19 protein-coding genes and 1 pseudogene are annotated in these 19,376 nt (G+C 66.9%); 11 read left to right on the top strand and 9 right to left on the bottom strand.

The features are described 5' to 3' along the window. Positions 1–140 precede the first annotated feature (140 nt). On the bottom strand, positions 141–1,790 hold the full coding sequence (locus tag QRN07_RS14220; protein WP_050683590.1) for an MDR family MFS transporter: 1,650 nt from the start codon (positions 1,788–1,790) through the stop codon (positions 141–143). A 109-nt stretch (positions 1,791–1,899) separates the two neighbouring features. Further along, entirely contained in the window at positions 1,900–2,397 is a 498-nt protein-coding gene (gene rraA / locus QRN07_RS14225; RefSeq protein ID WP_050683589.1) for a ribonuclease E activity regulator RraA, read from the bottom strand. A gap of 118 nt (positions 2,398–2,515) precedes the next feature. Here rraA and QRN07_RS14230 point away from each other — a divergent pair, with 118 nt between their 5' ends. From QRN07_RS14230 to QRN07_RS14255, 6 genes are all read left to right on the top strand, one after another. Further along, a complete protein-coding gene (locus QRN07_RS14230; protein WP_050683588.1) occupies positions 2,516–3,814 on the top strand; it encodes an MFS transporter in 1,299 nt (432 codons plus the stop codon). 125 nt (positions 3,815–3,939) lie between these two features. Next, positions 3,940–4,548 carry a TetR/AcrR family transcriptional regulator gene (locus QRN07_RS14235; RefSeq protein WP_050683587.1) on the top strand — a complete coding sequence of 203 codons (609 nt, stop codon included), beginning with the start codon at positions 3,940–3,942 and terminating at the stop codon, positions 4,546–4,548. A gap of 290 nt (positions 4,549–4,838) precedes the next feature. Further along, complete coding sequence (locus QRN07_RS14240) at positions 4,839–6,035, top strand: NAD(P)-dependent malic enzyme (protein WP_285241350.1); 1,197 nt, start codon at positions 4,839–4,841, stop codon at positions 6,033–6,035. A gap of 23 nt (positions 6,036–6,058) precedes the next feature. Beyond that, positions 6,059–6,562 carry a DUF456 domain-containing protein gene (locus QRN07_RS14245; RefSeq protein ID WP_285241351.1) on the top strand — a complete coding sequence of 168 codons (504 nt, stop codon included), beginning with the start codon at positions 6,059–6,061 and terminating at the stop codon, positions 6,560–6,562. Positions 6,563–6,601: 39 nt separating this feature from the next. Beyond that, a complete protein-coding gene (locus QRN07_RS14250) occupies positions 6,602–7,006 on the top strand; it encodes a nuclear transport factor 2 family protein (protein WP_285241352.1) in 405 nt (134 codons plus the stop codon). Between the two features lie 9 nt (positions 7,007–7,015). Then, on the top strand, positions 7,016–8,002 hold the full coding sequence (locus QRN07_RS14255; protein WP_285241353.1) for a hypothetical protein: 987 nt from the start codon (positions 7,016–7,018) through the stop codon (positions 8,000–8,002). On the opposite strand, the gene QRN07_RS14260 is transcribed toward QRN07_RS14255, so the two are convergent. Next, complete coding sequence (locus tag QRN07_RS14260) at positions 7,999–8,634, bottom strand: LysE family translocator (RefSeq protein ID WP_050683582.1); 636 nt, start codon at positions 8,632–8,634, stop codon at positions 7,999–8,001. The genes QRN07_RS14255 and QRN07_RS14260 overlap by 4 nt on opposite strands. 81 nt (positions 8,635–8,715) lie before the next feature. On the opposite strand from QRN07_RS14260, the gene QRN07_RS14265 reads away from it, so the two are divergent. Next, on the top strand, positions 8,716–9,171 hold the full coding sequence (locus QRN07_RS14265) for an Lrp/AsnC family transcriptional regulator (RefSeq protein ID WP_082178095.1): 456 nt from the start codon (positions 8,716–8,718) through the stop codon (positions 9,169–9,171). A gap of 18 nt (positions 9,172–9,189) precedes the next feature. On the opposite strand, the gene QRN07_RS14270 is transcribed toward QRN07_RS14265, so the two are convergent. The 3 genes from QRN07_RS14270 to QRN07_RS14280 form a co-directional block, all read right to left on the bottom strand. Beyond that, complete coding sequence (locus QRN07_RS14270; RefSeq protein ID WP_056599145.1) at positions 9,190–9,855, bottom strand: hypothetical protein; 666 nt, start codon at positions 9,853–9,855, stop codon at positions 9,190–9,192. Continuing rightward, a complete protein-coding gene (locus QRN07_RS14275; protein ID WP_285241354.1) occupies positions 9,852–11,333 on the bottom strand; it encodes a WXG100 family type VII secretion target in 1,482 nt (493 codons plus the stop codon). The genes QRN07_RS14270 and QRN07_RS14275 overlap by 4 nt, the downstream gene beginning before the upstream one ends. Before the next feature lie 82 nt (positions 11,334–11,415). Further along, complete coding sequence (locus QRN07_RS14280; RefSeq protein ID WP_050683579.1) at positions 11,416–11,874, bottom strand: Lrp/AsnC family transcriptional regulator; 459 nt, start codon at positions 11,872–11,874, stop codon at positions 11,416–11,418. 412 nt (positions 11,875–12,286) lie between these two features. Between QRN07_RS14280 and gluQRS the strand changes: the two genes are divergently transcribed. From gluQRS to QRN07_RS14295, 3 genes are read left to right on the top strand one after another with little or no spacing between them, the layout of a single operon-like run. After that, positions 12,287–13,192: a tRNA glutamyl-Q(34) synthetase GluQRS gene (gene gluQRS, locus QRN07_RS14285; protein ID WP_056599138.1), complete on the top strand. Its 906-nt coding sequence runs from the start codon at positions 12,287–12,289 to the stop codon at positions 13,190–13,192. A 47-nt stretch (positions 13,193–13,239) separates the two neighbouring features. Next, the gene (locus QRN07_RS14290) at positions 13,240–13,440 is read left to right on the top strand and encodes an AsnC family protein (RefSeq protein ID WP_235504714.1); all 201 of its coding nucleotides are present in this window, start codon (positions 13,240–13,242) and stop codon (positions 13,438–13,440) included. 22 nt (positions 13,441–13,462) lie between these two features. Then, entirely contained in the window at positions 13,463–14,110 is a 648-nt protein-coding gene (locus QRN07_RS14295; protein WP_056599133.1) for an HD domain-containing protein, read from the top strand. Here QRN07_RS14295 and QRN07_RS14300 read toward each other — a convergent pair. Both QRN07_RS14300 and QRN07_RS14305 read right to left on the bottom strand, forming a co-directional pair. Further along, positions 14,088–15,350 (bottom strand): low temperature requirement protein A, encoded by a 1,263-nt coding sequence (locus tag QRN07_RS14300; protein WP_056599130.1) that lies wholly within the window; start codon positions 15,348–15,350, stop codon positions 14,088–14,090. The two genes, QRN07_RS14295 and QRN07_RS14300, sit on opposite strands and share 23 nt — an antisense overlap. Before the next feature lie 18 nt (positions 15,351–15,368). Next, positions 15,369–16,685, bottom strand: a complete 1,317-nt coding sequence (locus QRN07_RS14305) for an ATP-binding protein (protein ID WP_050683575.1) — start codon at positions 16,683–16,685, stop codon at positions 15,369–15,371. Between the two features lie 87 nt (positions 16,686–16,772). On the opposite strand from QRN07_RS14305, the gene ggt reads away from it, so the two are divergent. Next, positions 16,773–18,605: a gamma-glutamyltransferase gene (gene ggt, locus QRN07_RS14310; RefSeq protein ID WP_056599127.1), complete on the top strand. Its 1,833-nt coding sequence runs from the start codon at positions 16,773–16,775 to the stop codon at positions 18,603–18,605. Between the two features lie 85 nt (positions 18,606–18,690). Here ggt and QRN07_RS14315 read toward each other — a convergent pair. Further along, positions 18,691–19,376: pseudogene (locus tag QRN07_RS14315) on the bottom strand (amino acid permease); the annotation flags it as partial.

Below are 19,376 nucleotides of genomic sequence, written 5' to 3' on the forward strand. Positions count from 1 at the left end.
GGACGTCGTCGGCTGCGGGTGCGGCGGTCAGGGCCGGAGCACAGGGAACAGTGTTCCACGCCCCGGCCCCCTGTTCCACTCCGGACCCGTTTGCCGGGGTCCGCGGGCACCCTGCTCCCCGCCCCGGCCCGGCTGCTGCGCTAGTGCGCTGCTGCCGATTCGCGGGCCGCCTTGGGATCCGTCAGTTTCTTGTTGGGCAGGGCGAAGCTGATGAGGAACGCAATGCCGGTCAGGACGGCCGCGGTCAGCATCACGGCGTCGATCGCGTAGGCGAAACCTTCGGTGATGGGGCGGGTGAGGACGCTGTTGGCGGTGTGCAGCCAGCTGGTGTCGTTCAGGGAGTCGTTGGAGGCGCCGTTCTGGAAGAACTCGTAGAGTTTGGCGTTGGCGGGGTCCGCGGCCACCGCCGGGTCCTTCAGGACTGCCTGGTAGTCGGCGCTGCCCATGGCGGACTTCATGCCGTCCGCGATCCGGCCGGCCGCCACGCTGAACAGCATGGAGATGAACACTGCAGTGCCCACTGCGCCGCCCATGGACCGGAAGAACGCAGCGGAAGACGTTCCCACGCCCATGTCCCTGGCCGGGACGGAAACCTGCATGGCAAGAGTCAGCGGCTGCATGCAGAAGCCCAGGCCCATGCCGAAGAACACAGCGATCAGGCCGGGCACCCAGAGGCCGGTGTCCACGCCCAGGACCGTTCCCATCACCAGGGCGGACGCCGTGAGGATGGCCGTGCCCAGGATGGGGAAGATCCGGTATGTGCCCGACGCCGAGATGGTCCGTCCGGCGGTGATGGAACCGGTGAGGATGCCCACGGTGAACGTGATCATCATCAGGCCGGCTTCGGTGGGGGTGAGGCCCTTGACCAGCTGCAGGTACATGGGGAGCATGGCGATGGCGCCGAACATGCCGATGCCGATGATGAAGTTCAGCAGCGAGGAGAGGCCGAATGTGGCGTTCCGGAACAGCCGCAGCGGGATCAGTGCGTAGTCGCCGGCCCGCTTTTCGGCCAGGATGAACCACACGATCCCGGCAACCCCCAGCCCGTAGCAAAGGAACGAATTGGCGGACGCCCAGCCCCAGCTGCGGCCCTGCTCGGCCACCAACAGGAGCGGGACGATGGCCAGCGTGATGGCGGCTGCGCCCCAGTAGTCGATCTTCTGCTTGACGTGCTTGGCGGGCAGGTGGAGGAACAGGAACACCACGGTGAGCGCGGCCAGGCCGATGGGCAGGTTGATGAAGAACACCCAGCGCCAGCCGTCAAAGCCCAGGATGTTGGCCGAGCCGGCAAACGCGCCACCCACCACGGGACCCAGCACCGAGGAGATGCCGAAGACGGACATAAAGTAGCCCTGGTACTTGGCCCGGTCCTTGAGGGAAACGATGTCGCCGATGATGGTCAGCGCCAGTGCCAGCAGGCCGCCGGCGCCCAGTCCCTGGACGCCGCGGGCGATCGCCAGTTCGGTCATCGAGTGCACCGAACCCGCGTAGAGGGAGCCCACCAGGAAGATCACGATCGCTGCCAGGTACAGCGGCCGGCGGCCGAAAATGTCGCTCAGCTTGCCGTAGAGGGGGGTGGTGACGGTGGAGGTGATCAGGTACGCGGTGGTGGCCCACGCCTGGAGGGAGAGCCCGTCCAGGTCGTTGGCGATGGTGTAAATGGACGTGGACACGATGGTCTGGTCCAGGGATGCCAGGAACATGCCCAGCATCAATCCCACCATCACGGTGACAATCTGGCGCTGGGTCAGCGCTTCGCCGGCAGGGCGCGCCGTGGTGGCTTTGGACATGGGGTCTCCAGGAAGTAAAAGGGGGATGCAGCATTGATAGTTGCTTTCAGTAACTATCTTACTCCCGCATTTCTTCCCGTGACGGAAAAAAACTTTCCGGACCTCCGCGTCAGGGGGCGACGAGGATGCCGTCCGGATCGCACCATACAGTGGCACCCGGCCGGAACGTCACGCCGTCGATGACCACTTCAACATCCACTTCACCCGCGCCGGCCTTGGCACTTTTTTTCGGGTTGCTGCCCAGTGCCTTGACGCCCAGGTCCAGTTCCGAGATTGCCGCGCGGTCACGGATCGCCCCGTTGATCACGACGCCGGCCCAACCGTTCGCAACAGCGCTTTCGGCAATCATGTCCCCCATCAGCGCCGTGCCCAGCGAGCCGCCGCCGTCCACTACCAGCACCGCGCCGTTGCCCGGAGTGGCCAGGGTGGACTTGACCAGGGCGTTGTCCTGGAAACACCGGACAGTCCGCACGGGACCGCTGAAGTGGGTGCGGCCGCCCAGGGACTGGAACTGCAGCGCCACGGACGCCAGTTCGTCGCCGCGCTCGTCATAAAGATCCGCGGTGTTGACGCCGGTACCCGCCCCTGGCGTGGCTGCTTCGCTCATGGTGTTCTCCTCGATGCCTGGCTTGACGCTGAAATTCCAGGCCGTATGACAAACGGCCCGCTACCGCCCACGATAGTCTGATTTTCCGACCCGCCGCCCCTGTCAGGAGAGCACCATCATGAGCCCGTCCGACCCTTCCGCGCCGCCGGATCCTGCCGCGGCTGATGCTACGGCGCTGCCTTCTGCAGCGGCAGCGCTGTCGGAACCCACGCAGAAGGTCACTGCCCGGTGGGTGACGGGCCTGGTCCTGGTGAATGTGGGCATCAATGCCGCGTTCTTTGGCCCCATCAACATCTTCATCGGCCAGCAGGCCATCGCCATTGACGCGCCCAGCAAGGAAGCCATCCTTTCACTGGTCACTGGCTGCGGCGCAGCCGTGTCCCTGGTGGCCAACCCGCTGTTCGGCGCCTTCTCGGACCGCACCACGTCCCGCTTTGGCCGCCGCGCCCCGTGGGTGCTGGCCGGTGCCATCCTGGCCACCGCGGCGTTGCTGGCCATGTCAGGTGCCGTCACCGTGGCCATGATGGTGCTTTTCTGGTGCCTGGTCCAGCTTGGCGCCAATGCCGCGTACGCGGCCATCACCGCCGCCGTCCCGGACAGGGTGCCGCTCAAGCAGCGCGGTGGTGTGGGCGGGCTTGCCGCCATGGGCCAGACCCTGGGAATCCTGACCGGCGCTGTCTTCGGAGCTGTGGTCACCGGAAACTACATGGTGGGGTACTGGCTGTGCGCGGCCGCCTTGCTGCTCTCGGTGCTGCCCTACATCTTCCACCGGAACGATCCACCCCTGCCCGCGGCAGGGCTCCGGGCCTTCCGGCCGCGCACCTTCATCAAGGGCTTCTATATCAGCCCTTTTGTGTACCCCGACTTTGCCTGGGCCTGGCTCACCCGCTTCCTGGTCAATGTGGGCAACCAGTTGACCATCGTGTACCTCCTGTTTTTCCTCCGCGACGTCATTGGCCACCAGGATCCCGCCACCGGCGTCCTGGTCCTGACGGGCATTTACGCGGTGATGGTCATGATCACCGCAGTCATCGCCGGACCCTGGAGCGACCGGGTGGGCAGGCGGAAGCCGTTCGTCATCGGATCATCCATCATCATCGCGATGGCGGGCGCCATCATGGCGTTTTTCCCGGTCTGGCCCGGCGCGCTCGCCGGTGCCGCCGTCCTGGGGATCGGGTTCGGGGCCTATTTGGCCGTGGACTTTGCCCTGTTGACCCAGGTCCTGCCCTTCGCCGTGGACCGGGGCAAGGACATGGGCGTTATTAATATTGCCAACTCGCTGCCCCAGATGGTGGCGCCGCTCGTTGCCTATCTTTCGGTGCGTCAATTCGGCGGCTACGTCACGCTGTTCAGCACGGCGGCTGTGATCGGCCTGCTGGGTGCCGTGTTTGTCCTCAAAATCAAAAACGTGGACTGAGCCGCATCAACACCGTGGACTGAACCCGGAAAGTTACCCTGCCGTATAGTTGAAGCGGATCGCAGGCGGCACGTGATGGGGACGCTCCGTGCTGCTGCACCGCCACACACAACCCCGGAATATTGATGCCTGAGACCACTCCAGACCATCCGCCCATGGCTGAAATGCCTTCTGCCCCGCGGCAACGCCTGCGGTACCTGCGCATCCTCGATGCTGCTGCCGGCCCCGCGCGCAAAGGCCTGGACGCCGTGGACCTTCCTGAGGTGGCGGAAAGGTCGGACGTTCCGCTGGGCACCGTGTGCCGCTATTTTCCCACCCCCACCCACCTGATGCTCGCCCTTTACCGGCACCAGCTGGGGGAGCTGCGGGCCGCCGCGCCCAAGCCATCGGCACGCCGGGGCGGCCGGATGCTGACCGGTGCGGTGATGGAAGTCTTCCACCTGCGCGTGATGCAGCCCGCCGTGGAGCAGTGCCTGGTCCGTGGCGTCTACCTTCCGGAGCTGGACACCACCGCCCTGCTGCAGGACACGGACTCGCTCGCAGGGAAACTCATTATTGATGCCGGCGGGGATGCCACCACCGCCCGGCTGCTGCTCCCCGCCATCACCGGTCTGGTCCAGTCCGTGCGGAACCGCCGGCTGTCCCTCTTCGAGGCGGAGGAAGACCTGAAGAAGGCCTGCGCGCGCCTGGCTCCGGCCGTCGACACCGGCCTCACCCTGCCTCGGACGGCGTAACCGGTCTAGACCAATCCGGAAATAAATCATCCATAATGCCGTGATAACCGTCACTTAAGTCCCAAATGTGGCCCCCGAGGTGTGTTTGGCAGCGCGGAAGACCATTCAGCGTCCTCCCGTTGCCTAGCATGGAGTAACGGAGCGGCCGGGAGGATCCATCCCTTGCCGTTCCGGGTTCTGCAGACTTCCGGACCCGCACCCCAGGGCCCGCCGCACCCATCACCTGCGCCCCGCCCGCCCGGGCCGGAGCCCCCATGCCGTGCGCCCACGGCAGACCAGGAGACAACGACGTGTCCATTGACGCAGCCACAGCCATCGACAATTCCGCAGCCACAGACCTGACCGAGGCCGAGATCTTCGACGCCCACCGGGGTGGCAAGCTCTCTATCACCAGCACGGTGCCGCTGACCAACAAGCGGGACCTGTCCATCGCCTACACCCCCGGCGTGGCCGAGGTCAGCCGGGCCATCCACAGGAATCCGGAACTGGCCCGCACCCTCACCTGGGCCGAGCGGCTGGTGGTTGTGGTCAGCGACGGGACCGCCGTCCTGGGCCTGGGCAACATCGGCCCCAGCGCCTCGCTCCCCGTGATGGAGGGCAAATCCGCCCTGTTCAAGACCTTCGGCGACCTCGACTCCATCCCGCTGGTGCTGAACACCACCGATGTTGACGAGATCGTGGAGACCCTGGTCCGGCTACGCCCCAGCTTTGGTGCCGTGAACCTCGAGGACGTCGCGGCGCCCCGGTGCTTCGAGCTTGAGGAGAAGCTCATCGAAGCCCTGGACTGCCCTGTGATGCATGATGACCAGCACGGCACAGCAGTGGTGGCCCTGGCCGCACTGACCAATGCCGCCAAAGTCACCGGCCGCGAACTTGGTCAACTGCGCGTTGTGGTGTCCGGCGCCGGGGCGGCCGGCATCGCCGTCGCCGAAATCCTGCTCTCCGCGGCCGTCACCGATGTGGTCCTGCTGGACTCCCGCGGCGTTGTCAACAGCGCTCGGCCGGACCTTGCCGGAGCCGCGGGCAAGAAGGCGGAGATCGCCGGCCGCAGCAACCCCCGCGGGGTGGAAGGCGGCCCGGCCGAAGCCCTCGCCGGCGCGGATGTCTTCATCGGCGTTTCCTCCTCCAAGCTGGACGAAACCCACCTGGCCCTGATGAACCGGGACTCCATCGTGTTTGCCCTTTCCAACCCGGACCCGGAAGTCCTCCCCGAAGTCGCCGTGAAGTACGCAGCCGTGGTGGCCACCGGGCGCAGTGACTTCCCCAACCAGATCAACAACGTCCTGGCGTTCCCGGGGATCTTCCGCGGTGCGCTGGATGCCGGCGCCCGCCGGATCACGCCGGCCATGAAGCTGGCCGCGGCCCGGGCCATCGCAGACCTGGCCGCGGCGGACCTGGCCGTCGACTACATCGTTCCGAGCCCGCTGGATCCCCGGGTTGCCCCGGCCGTGACAGCCGCCGTCGCCGCCGCGGTGGAAGCCGGCTAGTTTCCCGGCCATAAACTGGGGGCATGAGCCCGGAAACCCTCGTGACCATCCTGTGCGGCCTGGCCATTGCGGTAGGCGTTGCAGGCACCATCATCCCGGTCCTGCCGGGCAGCATCCTGATTGGCGCCAGCCTCCTGGCCTGGGCCGTCTGGGGCGGCGCCGGCACGGCCGGGTGGGTGGTTTTTGCGGTAGGCATGCTGTTTGTGGTGGCCGGCATGGCGGCCAGCGCCGTCCTGACCGGGCGCAAGCTCAGGCAGCACGCCATTCCCGGCCGCAGCATCATGGCCGGCCTGGCGGCAGCGGTGGTGGGCATGTTCGTCATTCCGGTGGTGGGCCTGTTTGTTGGTTTCGCCGCCGGGCTGCTGGTCAGCGAACTGTTCAGGACCCGGCACTTCCGGACCGCCGCGGCCGGCAGCTGGGCTGCCCTGAAAGCCACCGGCCTGGGCATGCTGGTGGAGTTCGGCCTGGCCGCGCTCGCAGCCAGCACCTGGGTGATCGGCGTATGGGTGGCCGCAGTCAACGGCTAGGCACTTGCCGGGCCGCGGCGCCCGGCGTAGAACGGATGGATGACGGAAAGCACGATGGCCGCCGGACACATCGCGGCGTGGATGGAGCGTTACCAATCGGCGTGGGCCAGCAACCGGCCTGAAGACATCGGCGGCCTTTTCACCGGGGACGCGGTCTACGAGACGCGCCCCCACGATCCGGACCCGTGGCGGGGGCGGCAGGAGATCACCGACAGGTGGCTCGCCGCCAGGGACGAGCCCGGGGCCTGGTCCTTCACCTGGGAGCTGCTGGGTACGGACGGCGCCACTGCCTTCGTCCAAGGGGTCACCGTTTACGTGGAGGGTCCCAGTTACGAGAACCTCTGGGTGGTACGGATGGACGGATCCGGCCGTGCAGCGGCGTTCACCGAGTGGTTCATGGAACGGTCCAAGGGCCCCGCCCCGGGCACCCAGCTCCTTGGATAGCATGGAACCATGACCGTTGGGGATGCCAAACCGATCTATCAGGACACCCGCGACCTCACGCCGTTCGGCACAGCCCAGTTATGGACGCCCGTCCGCGGACTGACGGACAGCGTGGGCGGACTGCTCTCGGGCATGCTGGGCGTCCGCGACTCCGCCCCCCTGGCCGTCGAAGGGGACATCCCGCGGTTGGGCCGGCGCGAATCCCGGACCGCTAAAACCTTCCACCAGGCCGTCTACGCCTCAGGGCGGCCGGACCGGCTCCTTGCCCTGGCCCGGGACCATCCCGGCTGGGCCGGCCTGAGCCATTTGATGGCGGGCCTCCAGTCCTACCGGAATGCCGGCTACCGGCGCGCCTCGGAACTGCTGCGCCGCGGATTCGACCTTCGGAACGACGACGACGCCAACCACTACGCCGTTACGTACCTTTCGCGGGTGGTCACCCGCGTCGAGGTGGCGGAAAAAGTCGAGGTGCCGGTCCTGTTCAGCGAGGAATCGGTGCTGCTGGCCCTCTCGCATGCGCTGCGGGAGACCGGGCGCCTGGAGGATGCGCTGCATGCTGTCAGCTGGCTTCCGCCGTCGCTTCCCTCGGCACTGGCCCGCAGTTCCCTGGCCCTGACGCTGGGCCGGACCGGCGCGGTCATCGCCTGGACGGAAGGCCTGCTGAACGAGGACGACCTGTCTGCTGCCCTGCTGCTGGTGCGGGCCCGGGCCCTGCGCCGGGAGGGCTGGCTGGACGAGGCCCAGGACGCCATCTCCGAAGTCCTGCGGCGGCGGGGCACGGCCATGGTCCTTCGCAACGATGCCATGGCGGACCGCGCAGCGCTGGTCATCGAAATCAGCCGCCGCGGGATGTCCCCCAGGGAATGGTTGCGGAAACCCTCCGAAACGCCAGGCCGGCGGGACATCGACGAGCAGGAACGGATCCGGCGCGACCAGGATTCCCGCCGGATCTGGAAGCAGGAATGGGAACGGCTGGGCGGCGATACGGGGGACTAAAGTCCTGCGGCCAGCGGCAGGACCTGTTCGGCCACGAGTACCGAACCCAGCACCAGCATGATGATCCCGCTGGTCAGGGTCACCACCCTGGCGGCCCCGGGCCTGCTGTGCAGCAGCGTTCGCGAGAGCAGCGCCACCGCCGTGTACACCAGTCCGGCCAGGAGGACAAAGGTCATGCCCAGCACCCCGGACTGCACCGGGACGGGCAAGGCGGCGTCTGCGCTGACAAACTGCGGCACCAGTGCCACGTAGAAGAGCAGTCCCTTGGGGTTGATGCCGCTGGTGCCCATGCCCTGCAGGAATGTCCGCAGCCTGGTACCGCCGCCGGCGTCCGCCGCTGCGAAGCTCGCACCGCGCCAGGACCTGATGGTGCCGGCGCCCAGCCAGATCAGGTAGCCGGCGCCGGCCAGGGTCAGCCAGGCCAGCACACCGGGCATGCCGGTCAGCACCACCGCGAGGCCGGCCACCAGCAGGACGGTGTGCAGGACATATCCGCTGCACAGCCCGGCCACCGCGGGGACAAAGCTGCGCTGCCGCAGGCCGGCCGTGATGGAGTAGGCCCAGTCCACGCCGGGGGTGCAGGCCAGGGCGGCAGCCACCAGCACAAACGCAAGAAACAGTTGGGGGTTCACAGGAGAAACTTTAGGAAAGATCGCGCCATAAGTGCTGTCCGGTTTTAGCCCTGATGGACGCCGCGACAGTACGCTTATTGCGTGATTGACCATATTGACAGGAATATTTTGCGCCACCTGCAGGAGGATGGCCGGATGACGGCCACGGCGCTGGCCGCGAAGGTGGGCCTGACCGTGGCGCCGTGCCACCGCCGGCTCCGTGACCTGGAGCGCTCAGGTGTGATCCGCGGTTACAAGGCGGACGTGGACCCGGCCGCTGTGGGCCTGGGGTTCGAAGCGATTGTGTTTGTCACCCTCCGCCAAGTGGACCGGGCCACCATGGAGATCTTCGAGAGCCGGGTGGCAGCAAACCCCAACGTGGTGGAGGCCCAGCGGCTCTTTGGTTCGCCGGACTACCTGTTGAAGGTCATCGCGGCCGACCTGCCGGCATACCAGCGGTTCTACGATGCTGAACTGACGTCCCTGCCGGGCGTGGAGCGGCTGACTTCCACGCTGGTGATGAAGAACCTCAAATCCAACGCCGGGCCGCCGGTCTAGGCAGCTGCCGGGACGGGCTCAGCCTGCCGGCAGGACGTGGACGATGATCACCCTGGTGCCTGCGCCGCCGTCGTACCTGAGGTCGTAGGTGATTTCCAGCCCCGTGGCGTTTCCGGATGTCAGGGAGAAGTCGCTTTTGGCATCCGGGGCAGCCTCGGCGCTGCTGATCCACCGCTCCGCCGAGCCGCTGTCGATGCCGTAGCGCCGGACCCCATCGCGGACCAGGCTGAAGTAGTCGGCTGCCGAGTCCGCCGTGAGGAAGTAGGTGACCTCGCTGAAGTCGGGGCGGCTGCCGGTGGTGTTGAAGCGGATCCGGTCCGTTTCGCCGGAGACCTCCCCGTTGGGCGCCGTGATGGACAGGCTGATTTTCCCGGCGTCGCGGGTGTTGATCTCCGGGCCGTAACTGTCGTCCGTGACGTTGACGGCCGATTTTTCCAGCCGGCCGGAGCTCATGTCCAGCCGCGCGGCCTTCGACTCGCGGATGGTGGCCACGCCGGCGGCGTCGAGGGTGGAGAATTCTGAGGTTGTCACGGTGCTCCCCTGTGAGGTCGGGTCGGTGGAGGTGGGTGGAGCGGCCTGGCAGCCGCCCAGCGTCAGGCCAAGTGCCAGTACGGGCAGGAGCAGGCGGACGACGGCGGTGCCTCGCCGGTGCGGCCGGGCTCCGGTTGTGCGGGTGGCCGTCATTGGTGGACCTCCGCCCCGAAGCCGTCCACAAACCGGTCCATGATGCCTGGGATGTTGTTGATGGGCCGGTACTGCTCCACCCGGTCATCGAAGTCCGAGCCGATGATCTGCGCGGCCCGGTCCGGATCCGTGGCCAGCAGGTCCTGGTAGGCGGGGAGGGTGTCATGGCGGATCAGCTCCCAGCGCTGGTCGGCGTTGGCAATGTTGCCGTCCGGGAAGCCCGTGGTGAAGTCGGTGCGGAACTGGGTGGGGTTGTCCCAGTTGGTGAAGGGGATTTTCTGCGTTCCAGGGCTCTCCACGCTGAAGGTGTACGGGAAGACCTCGGGATAGCTCCGGGCGCCGGGGATGGACGGTTCGCCGGCCAGGGTCACCAGGTAGGTCACGGCTTCCCCACCGGGATGGTTGCTCATGGCGTCGTAGTCATCGGCGATGATCTCGTTTTGCTCGCGGTAGAGCAGGGAGGTGTTTCCTTCCTGGACGCGGCCTGGATCACCGGAATCGATGTCTGCCCAGGCCGCGGCGGTGCCTGGATCGATGGCGCCGGAATCGCGGAGCCGGTTGATCTCGGCCAGTCCGCCGTCCAGGTAGGCCTGGTGCTGCCGGGCCTGGTCCAGGAAGATTTCCTTGTTCATGTCCAGCATGCTGGTTTCATAAAAGCGGATCTCCTCGTCGGTCATCCCCGCGAGGTCCTCGATCTGATCCAGGATGGGCAGCGGGATGTCCGAGACCGGGTTGTCCGCGATCTGTTGGGCCAGGTCGCGCAGCATCGCCATGTCCCGGAATCCGCCGGCGAAGGAAGGGCCGATCATGTTGGCCATTCCCGCCCATTGCAGGTCCGGGTTGGCCAGGTAGGCCTGCCCGTAGAAGTCGTAGACGCTCCTGATGGTTTCCCAGTTCGGTTCGGTGCCCAGGGCGGTGTCCCAGCTGGCAGGGTCGATGCCCATGTCCAGCATTGCCTGGTGGTTCCAGTAGTCGCTGAGGAACGCGGCGTACTCCGGCGAGTTTTTGGAGATCAGGCCCGAATCGGCGGCAGCATCCATGGCAGCTTTCGCTGCAGCGGGGTTGGCCAAGGCCCAGTCCCGGAATTCCTGGCTCTGCAGGTAGGCCTGCCGTTCGGCGGGCGTCATGGCCGCCAGGGTGTTGGTCAGCTCCTGCGCCTTGGCGTCGGCTGGGCCGGTTCCCTGCGGGCCGCCGGATCCGCCGTTCCCGCCGGTGCTGGCCTTCTCCTGCTCATCGGCGTTGGCCAGGACGGCCTTGGCCGCTGCTTCCAGTCCGGCCGTGGCGGAGCGCAGCAGCTTTACATGCGTTCCCGTCCAGTCGCTGCGGAAGCGGTCGCCGTCGCGGCCTTTCCAGGCGCCGGTGCCCACAGTGGTGCTGAGCTGCCGGCACAGGGCCTCGAGCCGGGTCGCTCCACCCGCGAGGTCCCTGGCGAGTCGCCGGAGCTGCGCCACGTCGCCGCCGTAGAAAGTGCCCGTCATGCCTACCCCCGATTGGATGTTCCGTGCAAGCTTAACCGGGATGGGGGCAGGCGGCGATGGGGAGATGTCCCCGTCCCCGCGCTCAGTCCGCCAGCAGCCCGGTGGTGCGGTAGGGAATGACTTCGCGCAGGAACATGCTGGTGGAGGTGCGCACAATGCCCGGGCACAGTCGGATTTCCTCCGATACCCGGTAGAGATCGTCAGGGCTGGTGGCCACCACACGGATCAGCAGGTCTGTGTCCCCGGCGGGCGCGTGGCATTCCAGGACCTCCGGGATCCTGCGCAGGGCGTCGATGGCTTCGTTCAGGTGGCTCTGGTCCAGCTCTGCGCTCACGGCGGCCGCCACCCCGCGCCCCAGCGCCCCCGGAAGGACGCGGCTGCTGTTGGGCCGCAGCGCGCCGGAAGCGCCCATGCGCTCCAGCCGGGACTGCACCGTGCCGCGCGCCAGGCCCAGTTTCTGTGCCAGCACCATGATGGGAACCCGCGGGTCAGCATCCAGGGCCCGGAGGATCCGCCGGTCCGTTGCATCAAGTTCCTGCAATCTGTTCAACTCCTGCCGGTCGACTGTGTGCTTATTGGTCAATCTGATCAAGGATAAGCCAGCCTCTTGCACCAACTGTAGGTCTCTTGCTGAAATAGTGGCAACAGGGCAGCGGCTACCGCCAAACCCGCAGGCTGACGGCCTTCCGGCACACACCACCCGGACGCGCTGGATCCGCTTCCCGCAAGGAGGCCGCCCGCTGATTGACTCTTGTTCACGCATCGTCTCTCCGCGCCGCCCACGGCAAGGGCCCCTGAGCCACCGACGTCCGGTCACCGGAGCATCGGTAGCTGAGGGGCCCTTGTGCTGTGCGGTCGAGGTGCGGCTGTGCGGTCGAGATGGGGCTATGCAGCGGGAACGCGGCTGCGCAGCCTGTGCGGACCGGCGATGCCCTTCCGCATAGGCTTGAACCATGGATTCCGCCGGCCGCTTTGCTCCCAGCCCTTCGGGTGACCTGCATGTGGGCAACCTGCGCACGGCAGTCCTGGCCTGGCTTTTCGCCAGGTCCACGGGCCGGAAGTTCCTGCTGCGCGTGGAGGACCTGGACCGGGCCCGGGCGGGGTCCGAAGCGGCGCAGTTGAGGGATCTGGCTGCCGTGGGACTGACCTGGGACGGCGCTGCAGTCCGGCAAACGGACCGCGGAGCGCTTTATGCTGCTGCCCTGGATGGACTTGAGGCGGCTGGACTGACGTATGAGTGTTTTTGCACCCGGCGGGAAATCCAGGAGGCGCCGTCTGCGCCGCACGCGCCGCAGGGCGCCTATCCGGGCACCTGTCGGAACCTTATGGGCCCTGAGCGGGCCGAAAAGCGCGCCATGCGCCCGGCTGCCATCAGGTTGCGCGCCGGAGTTTCGGCCATCATGGTCCACGACCGGCTGCACGGGGACTTTACCGGCGTCGTGGACGACTTTGTCCTGCGCCGCAATGACGGCGTCACCGCCTATAACCTGGCAGTGGTTGTGGACGATGCCGAGCAGGGGATCGACCAAGTGGTCCGCGGCGACGACCTGCTCCCATCAACTCCGCGCCAGGCCTACCTCGCGTCCCTCTTGAATATTCCCGTTCCGGAATATGTCCATGTCCCCTTGGTGCTCAATGGCCAGGGAGTGCGGCTGGCCAAGCGCGACGGTGCTGTGACCCTGACGGACCTGGCGGCCGGCGGCGTCCCCGCGGATTCCGTGCGGGACTCCATCCTGTCCTCCCTGGAGCTGCCACCGGGGCCGCTGGGCAACGCCCTGGGGGCCTTTGATCCGGACCGCCTGTCCCGGCAGCCGTGGATCTGGCGGCCACAGGGTCCGCCCTCCGTCAACCTTGGTTGACGATGCCGCGTCCGTCAACTAATGTTGACGGTATGGAGGTGGACCGGATGAAGACATTGGTCGGATCAATGGACGGGATGGGGCCGGCGGCGGCGTTGAACGCCGTGGCCGAGTTGCGGAAGGAAGTCAACAGGACGGAGTCATCGCTGGTCCGGAACGCTCGGCAGGCGGGCCTGTCCTGGGAGGCGATTGCCGTGTGCCTGGGTGTGAGCAAGCAGGCTGTGCACCGCAAGTACGGCAAGCAGTAGCCCCGTCCCATAGGCTGGTTCCATGCAAGACCAACAGCCCGAAGAGTCCATGCCCCGCTTTACCGTCGACACCGCCAGGGTTCTGGCGGAGGTGGCGCACAACCGGCAGAAGGACAAGCTCAAGCGGCCCTACCGGGAGCACGTCCTGGCGGTGGGGGACGCCTTGGCGGATTTCGACGACGACATCCGGATCGCGGGGTACCTGCACGACATTGCCGAGGACACCCCCGTCACCCGTCAGGCGCTGCTGGAAATGGGGGTACCGGAACGGGCCGTCAACATCGTCGAACGCGTCACCACGCGGCTGCACGACGACCCGGACGACTACGCAGCGGTGATCCGCGACATCGCCGGGGACCCCGACGCGGCCCTGGTCAAGATCGCCGACAACGCCCACAACTCGTTGCCGGAACGGGTCAAGGCGCTTGCTGACAAATGGCCGGACAAGCCCCCGGTCACCAAGTACCTGGATGCCCGGCCCGTCCTGTACGCCGCGGTGCCAACAGAAGACATCCGCCTGATCCTGGCCCGGGTCAACCCGTGGCTGCTTGAAGAGCTGGACGACCGCCTGGATGAGGAAGACGCCACGGACTACGAAAACCTGTCCTACGACCAGGCGGGCCCGCACCTGGACGCGGACGGAAATCCTATCGCGGACGGGGAGCGGTAGCCTCCGCCTCCAGCTTTTCCAGGGCGGCGTGGATGCGGCCTGAAGCCCGCAACTCATCAACTGCCACGGAACCGGCGAGGGCCAGGACAATCAGCAGCAGGCACAGGGTGACCGGTACTCCCGCTGCAGCCATGCCAATGCTGGCGGCGAGCAACACCAGCACGCCCGCGGTCACGGCCAGGATGGTTTTGTCGGCGCTTTTCATCATGACGCTGTAGAGCCACGTCAGGGCAGTCTTGAACACGGCAACCGGGATGGCAATGCTGGCAATGACCACCGCGGCATCAACGTGTGCCTCGTGGTTGATGTAGTAGGCAGCCACGTGGAGGCCTGCGCCGGCCGCGGCGATGGCGGCGAAGATGGGGATGTGGCCGTAGCCGAAGAGGTAGGAGCGGTGCCTGCGGACGTGCAGGGCGCGGCCGGCCGGAAGCATAAAGTAGACCCACCACATTCCGAAGGCCAGTGCTGTGCTGCCGAAGCCCACCAGGGCGGCGTCCATGCTCCAGCCGTTGGTTGCCACAATGGCCCGGAGCGTTTCGATGGCGCCGATCAGGCATTCGCCCAGCGCAATGATGGCCAGCAGGCCGTAGCGTTCAGCGATGTGGTGGGCGTGCCAGGGTGTCCGGCTTTTCCGTTCCGCCGCGTACGGGGTGGCCATTTCCAGCACAACCAGCGGGATGGTCAGCATAAAGGTGGTGGCCACGTCCGTCTCCACCAGCAATAGGGCGATCCACCCCACCTGAACTATTGCCAGGTACTTCGCGTAGCGCAGGCACGTTTCCCGGCGGGCAGGGTCCTGCCGGGCGGCCCGGAGCCACTGGGCCACCAGCGCCAGCCGCATCAGCACGTATCCGGCCACCATCACGCGGTTCTCCACATGCTCGCCTTCCACCAGCGAGTGGAACATCGGCTCGATGCCCATGGTCAGGATGAGGACACCCACGATCTGCACCATGGTCACCACCCGGAAGATCCAGTCGTCGGTGTCGTAGGCGCTGGCGAACCAGGTGAAGTTGATCCACGCCCAGATCACCGCAAACATGGCGAAGGAAAACCCCAGCAGGCCGGGTACGAATTTGCCCTCCGCCACCTCATGGGCCAGCTGGCTTCCGGCCACGCCAAAGGCAATGACGAAGGTCAGGTCAAAGAAAAGTTCCAGAGGTGTGGCGGCCCGGTGCTGCTCGTGCGGATCACGGCCACCCATGCGGGAAAGGGCGTGCCGGAGGGGGTTTGAAGACATGGTTCAAAGATAGCCGGGTCAGACCCGTCCCAAAGCGTTGATGTCGACCAGAAAGTCCTCGTGTACCTCGGCGCTGACGGTGGTGCGGGTGTCCCCGATGGCGTCCAGGTAATCCTGGGTGGCTGGACCACGGCGTACTGCCGCCCGGGCGGCCGCGCCGCCACCGGTTGCCAGCCCGCCGTCGTCGTACACTGCTTTTTCCAGTGCCCGCTGGGAGGCGCTGCGGGCAGCGTATTCGATGTCCGCCGGTGAGAAGCCCTCCGTGCGTTCCACCAGCAGCTCCACGTCCACGGTGTCCACCACTGCGGCCGGGATGAAGCGCTGCCACATGGCAGTGCGCGCCTGCCGGTCGGGCAGCCCGATGGGGATGACGTAGTCGAACCGCCCATGCCGCAGGAACGCCGTGTCCAGGGCCCGGATGAAGTTGGTGGCGCACACCAGCAGCCGGCCGGGCTGTTCGCGGAAGGCCGGGATGATCTTCAGGAGCTCGTTGGTGACGCCCTGCAGGGGCGAGGGGGGCTCGCCGGAACGCTGCGAGGCGATCTCCTCCACCTCGTCGATGAACACCACGGCGTGTTCCAGCTCCGCGATTTCGAGGAAAGTCTCCCGCAGGGCGCCAGCCAGGCCCTGGGGATCGGCGGCCAGCCGGGACGGGAAGACCTCCACAAACGGCCACTCCAGCCGGGACGCGATGGCCTTGGCAAACGTGGTTTTGCCCGTGCCGGGCGGGCCGAAGAGGACCACTGCGCGCGGCGGCACCACACCGAACTCGTCCGCCAGGTCAGCCTCGGCCAACGGCAGCACCAGCCTGCGTTCGAGTAGTTCCTTTTCCTTGCGCATGCCGGCGACGTTCTCCCAGAGGTCCCGGGCCAGGATGCGGCCGCCCAGCTGGCCCAGGGCGCCAAGTTCCTGCCGCTGCACCGGAATGGTCCGCTCGAAATAGCGCAGGTTCTTCTTTAATGCGAAGCCGCGGCTCAGGAATGCTTCCACGCGGGTTTCGGATTCGGGCATCAACGCCGACAGCTTGTTGAGCCCGTGGGGCGCCATCCGGTTCTCGACGGCGGCAAGCAGGGAGGTGCCGATGCCCCGCCCGCGGTATTCGGGCAGGGTGGCCAGGAAAACGATCCAGCCCTGGTCGTGCGCAGCGCGGCCCACCGCGGCACCCACCACCTGTTCGCCCTGTACCGCCACCACGGCATGGTCCTTTTCGCAGGAGGCCAGGACCTCGGACAGGGCGTACACCGGCTCCACGTTGTGGGCCTTGAGGGTCTCCCACAGGTGCAGGATGCCGTCCAGGTCAGCAGAGTGGAAATCCCTGATCCGCCAGTTGGTCATGCTGTTCCTCCGGGAGGTTCGTCGTTGAACTGAACGTGGCGCGGGAGTAAGGTGTGGCGCACCTCACCCACCCCGTTAGGAGCAACCATGCCACATCCGGGACGCCGGGCCGCAGCCATTACGGCTGTGCTGGCAATGAGCGTAACCACAGGTGCCATCATGACGCCGGCCGCTGCCGATCCCCGGCAAACGGACCGGAGCGCCACCGCCACCGGATCCGGCGGTGCCGTCAGCACCGTAGATCCCGAAGCGTCCGCGGCGGCCATCGAGGTCCTCCGCAAAGGGGGCAACGCGGCCGACGCGGCGGTTGCGGCAGCAGCGACGCTGGGCGTCACGGAGCCGTACAGCGCCGGTGTTGGCGGCGGCGGCTACTTTGTGTTTTATGACGCGGCCACCGGGAAGGTGGGCACCATCGACGGCCGGGAGACTGCGCCCGCGGGGATCCGCAGTGACGCGTTCATCAATCCGGCCACCGGCGGGCCCTACACCTTCAGCCCGGACCTGGTGACCAGCGGCGTTTCGGTGGGTGTGCCCGGAACGCCCGCCACCTGGGAACGTGCGCTGGAGCGCTGGGGCACCGTCAGCCTGGCCGAGGCCCTGAAGCCCGCCATCAAGGTGGCCACCCGGGGCTTCGTCGTCGACGGCACCTTCCGCAAGCAGACCGAGGACAACCAGGCCCGCTTTGAAGCGTTCCCTGCCACTGCAGAGCTGTTCCTTCCGGGCGGACAGCTTCCGGTGGTGGGGTCGGTGTTCAGGAACAAGGACCTCGCGGAGACGTACCGGCTGCTGTCCCGGCAGGGAACCGGCGCCTTCTACACCGGCCCGCTCGCCGGGGAGATTGCGGCCACGGTCCAGGCCCCACCCAAAGCTGCCGACACGGAGCTGCCGGTTCCGCCAGGCTCCATGACGGTGGCGGACCTGGCCAACTACCGGGCAATTGACCAGGCAGCCACCAAGGTGAGCTACCGCGGCTATGACGTCCACGGCATGGCACCCTCCAGCAGCGGCGGCACCACGGTGGGTGAGGCGCTGAACATCCTGTCCGGCTTCGATTTGCCGGCCACTGCACAAGCCCGGCCGTCAGTCCTGCACCATTACCTGGAGGCAAGCGCGCTCGCGTTTGCGGACCGCGCCGAGTATGTGGGCGATCCCGCCTTTGTGCCGGTTCCCACCGCAGCGCTCCTCAACCCGGTCTTCGGCAAGGAACGCGCCTGCCAGCTCAATCCGCTCCAGGCCGCCGTCAAACCCGTGCAACCGGGCAATGTTTTGTCCTACGACGGCGCCTGCACCACACCGCCGGTCCCGTTGGCCAATGACACTGATACGGAGAACATCTCCACCACCAACCTCACGGTGTCCGACAAGTGGGGCAACGTGGTGGAGTACACCCTGACCATTGAGCAGACCGGCGGGTCCGGGATTGTGGTTCCGGGCCGGGGCTTCCTGTTGAACAACGAACTCACCGACTTCTCCACCGTCTTTGATGAGGAAGATCCCAACCGGATCCAGCCGAGCAAGCGTCCGCGGTCGTCCATGTCGCCCACCATCGTGCTCAGGGATGGCAAGCCGTTCCTGGCCCTTGGCTCACCGGGCGGTTCCACCATCATCACCACTGTCCTGCAGACCCTGATCAACAGGATCGATCTCAAGATGGGCCTCCTCGACGCCGTGGCCGCACCCCGTGCCGCCCAGCGGAACACGGCGTCGGTGAGCGCGGAACAGGGCTTTATCGACAGGTACGGCCCGGGCCTGGCCCCGTTCGGCCATAAGTTCACGGCTGCCGGCCCGCCAGGCAGTTCGGCGGCGGAGATCGGCGCCGCCACCGCCATTGAGTTCCTGCCATCAGGCGGTGTGCTGGCCGTGGCCGAGCCTGCCAGGCGGGGCGGCGGCTCGGCGATGGTGGTGAAGCCAGCCAAGTGAGCCGCGGCAGGCGTTAAACCACGACGGCGGCACCTGGGTTCGGATCATTCCGGAACCCGGGTGCCGCCGTCGTACGCCCTGCCGGCTATCTCTTGAAGGTGTCTGCCGCCGGGTTGGCGATGACGGGGGCGGTGCCGGTGTAGCCCTTGCGGGTTTCGGCGATTTCGCGGATGCGTTTGCGGCAGGCGAACCAGCCGGCCACCATGAGTGCTGAGGCGATGCCGGTGACGAGCATGGTCAGGGGGGAGTCGATGAACACCATCACCAGCACGCCGACGAGGAAGAGCAGGGAGAGGTAGCCGGTGTAGGGGGCGCCGAACATGCGGAAGCTGGGCCGTTCCAGCCAGCCTTTGTCGGCCCAGCGTTTGAGTTGGATCTGGCAGAGGACGATGGTGGCCCAGGTCATGATGATGCCTACGGAGGCGACGTTGAGGACGATTTCGAAGGCGTCGGCCGGGACGAGGTAGTTCAGCGGGACCCCGAGCAGGGACACGGCGGCGGTGATCGCGATGCCGCCGTAGGGGACGCCGGCTTTGTTCATGCGGGAGGCGAACTTGGGGGCGGAGCCGTTCACGGACATGGAGCGCAGGATCCGGCCGGTGGAGTAGAGCCCGGCGTTCAGTGAGGACAGGGCTGCGGTGAGGACCACGAGGTTCATGATGACGTCCACGCCTTCGATGCCGATGGAGCCGAAGAACGTCACGAACGGGCTGACCCCTGCCTGGTAGGAGGTGTAGGGCAGGAGCAGGGCCAGCAGGATGACGGAGCCGA

The organism is Pseudarthrobacter sp. MEB009, from assembly GCF_030208875.1.
Lineage (GTDB): Bacteria > Actinomycetota > Actinomycetes > Actinomycetales > Micrococcaceae > Arthrobacter.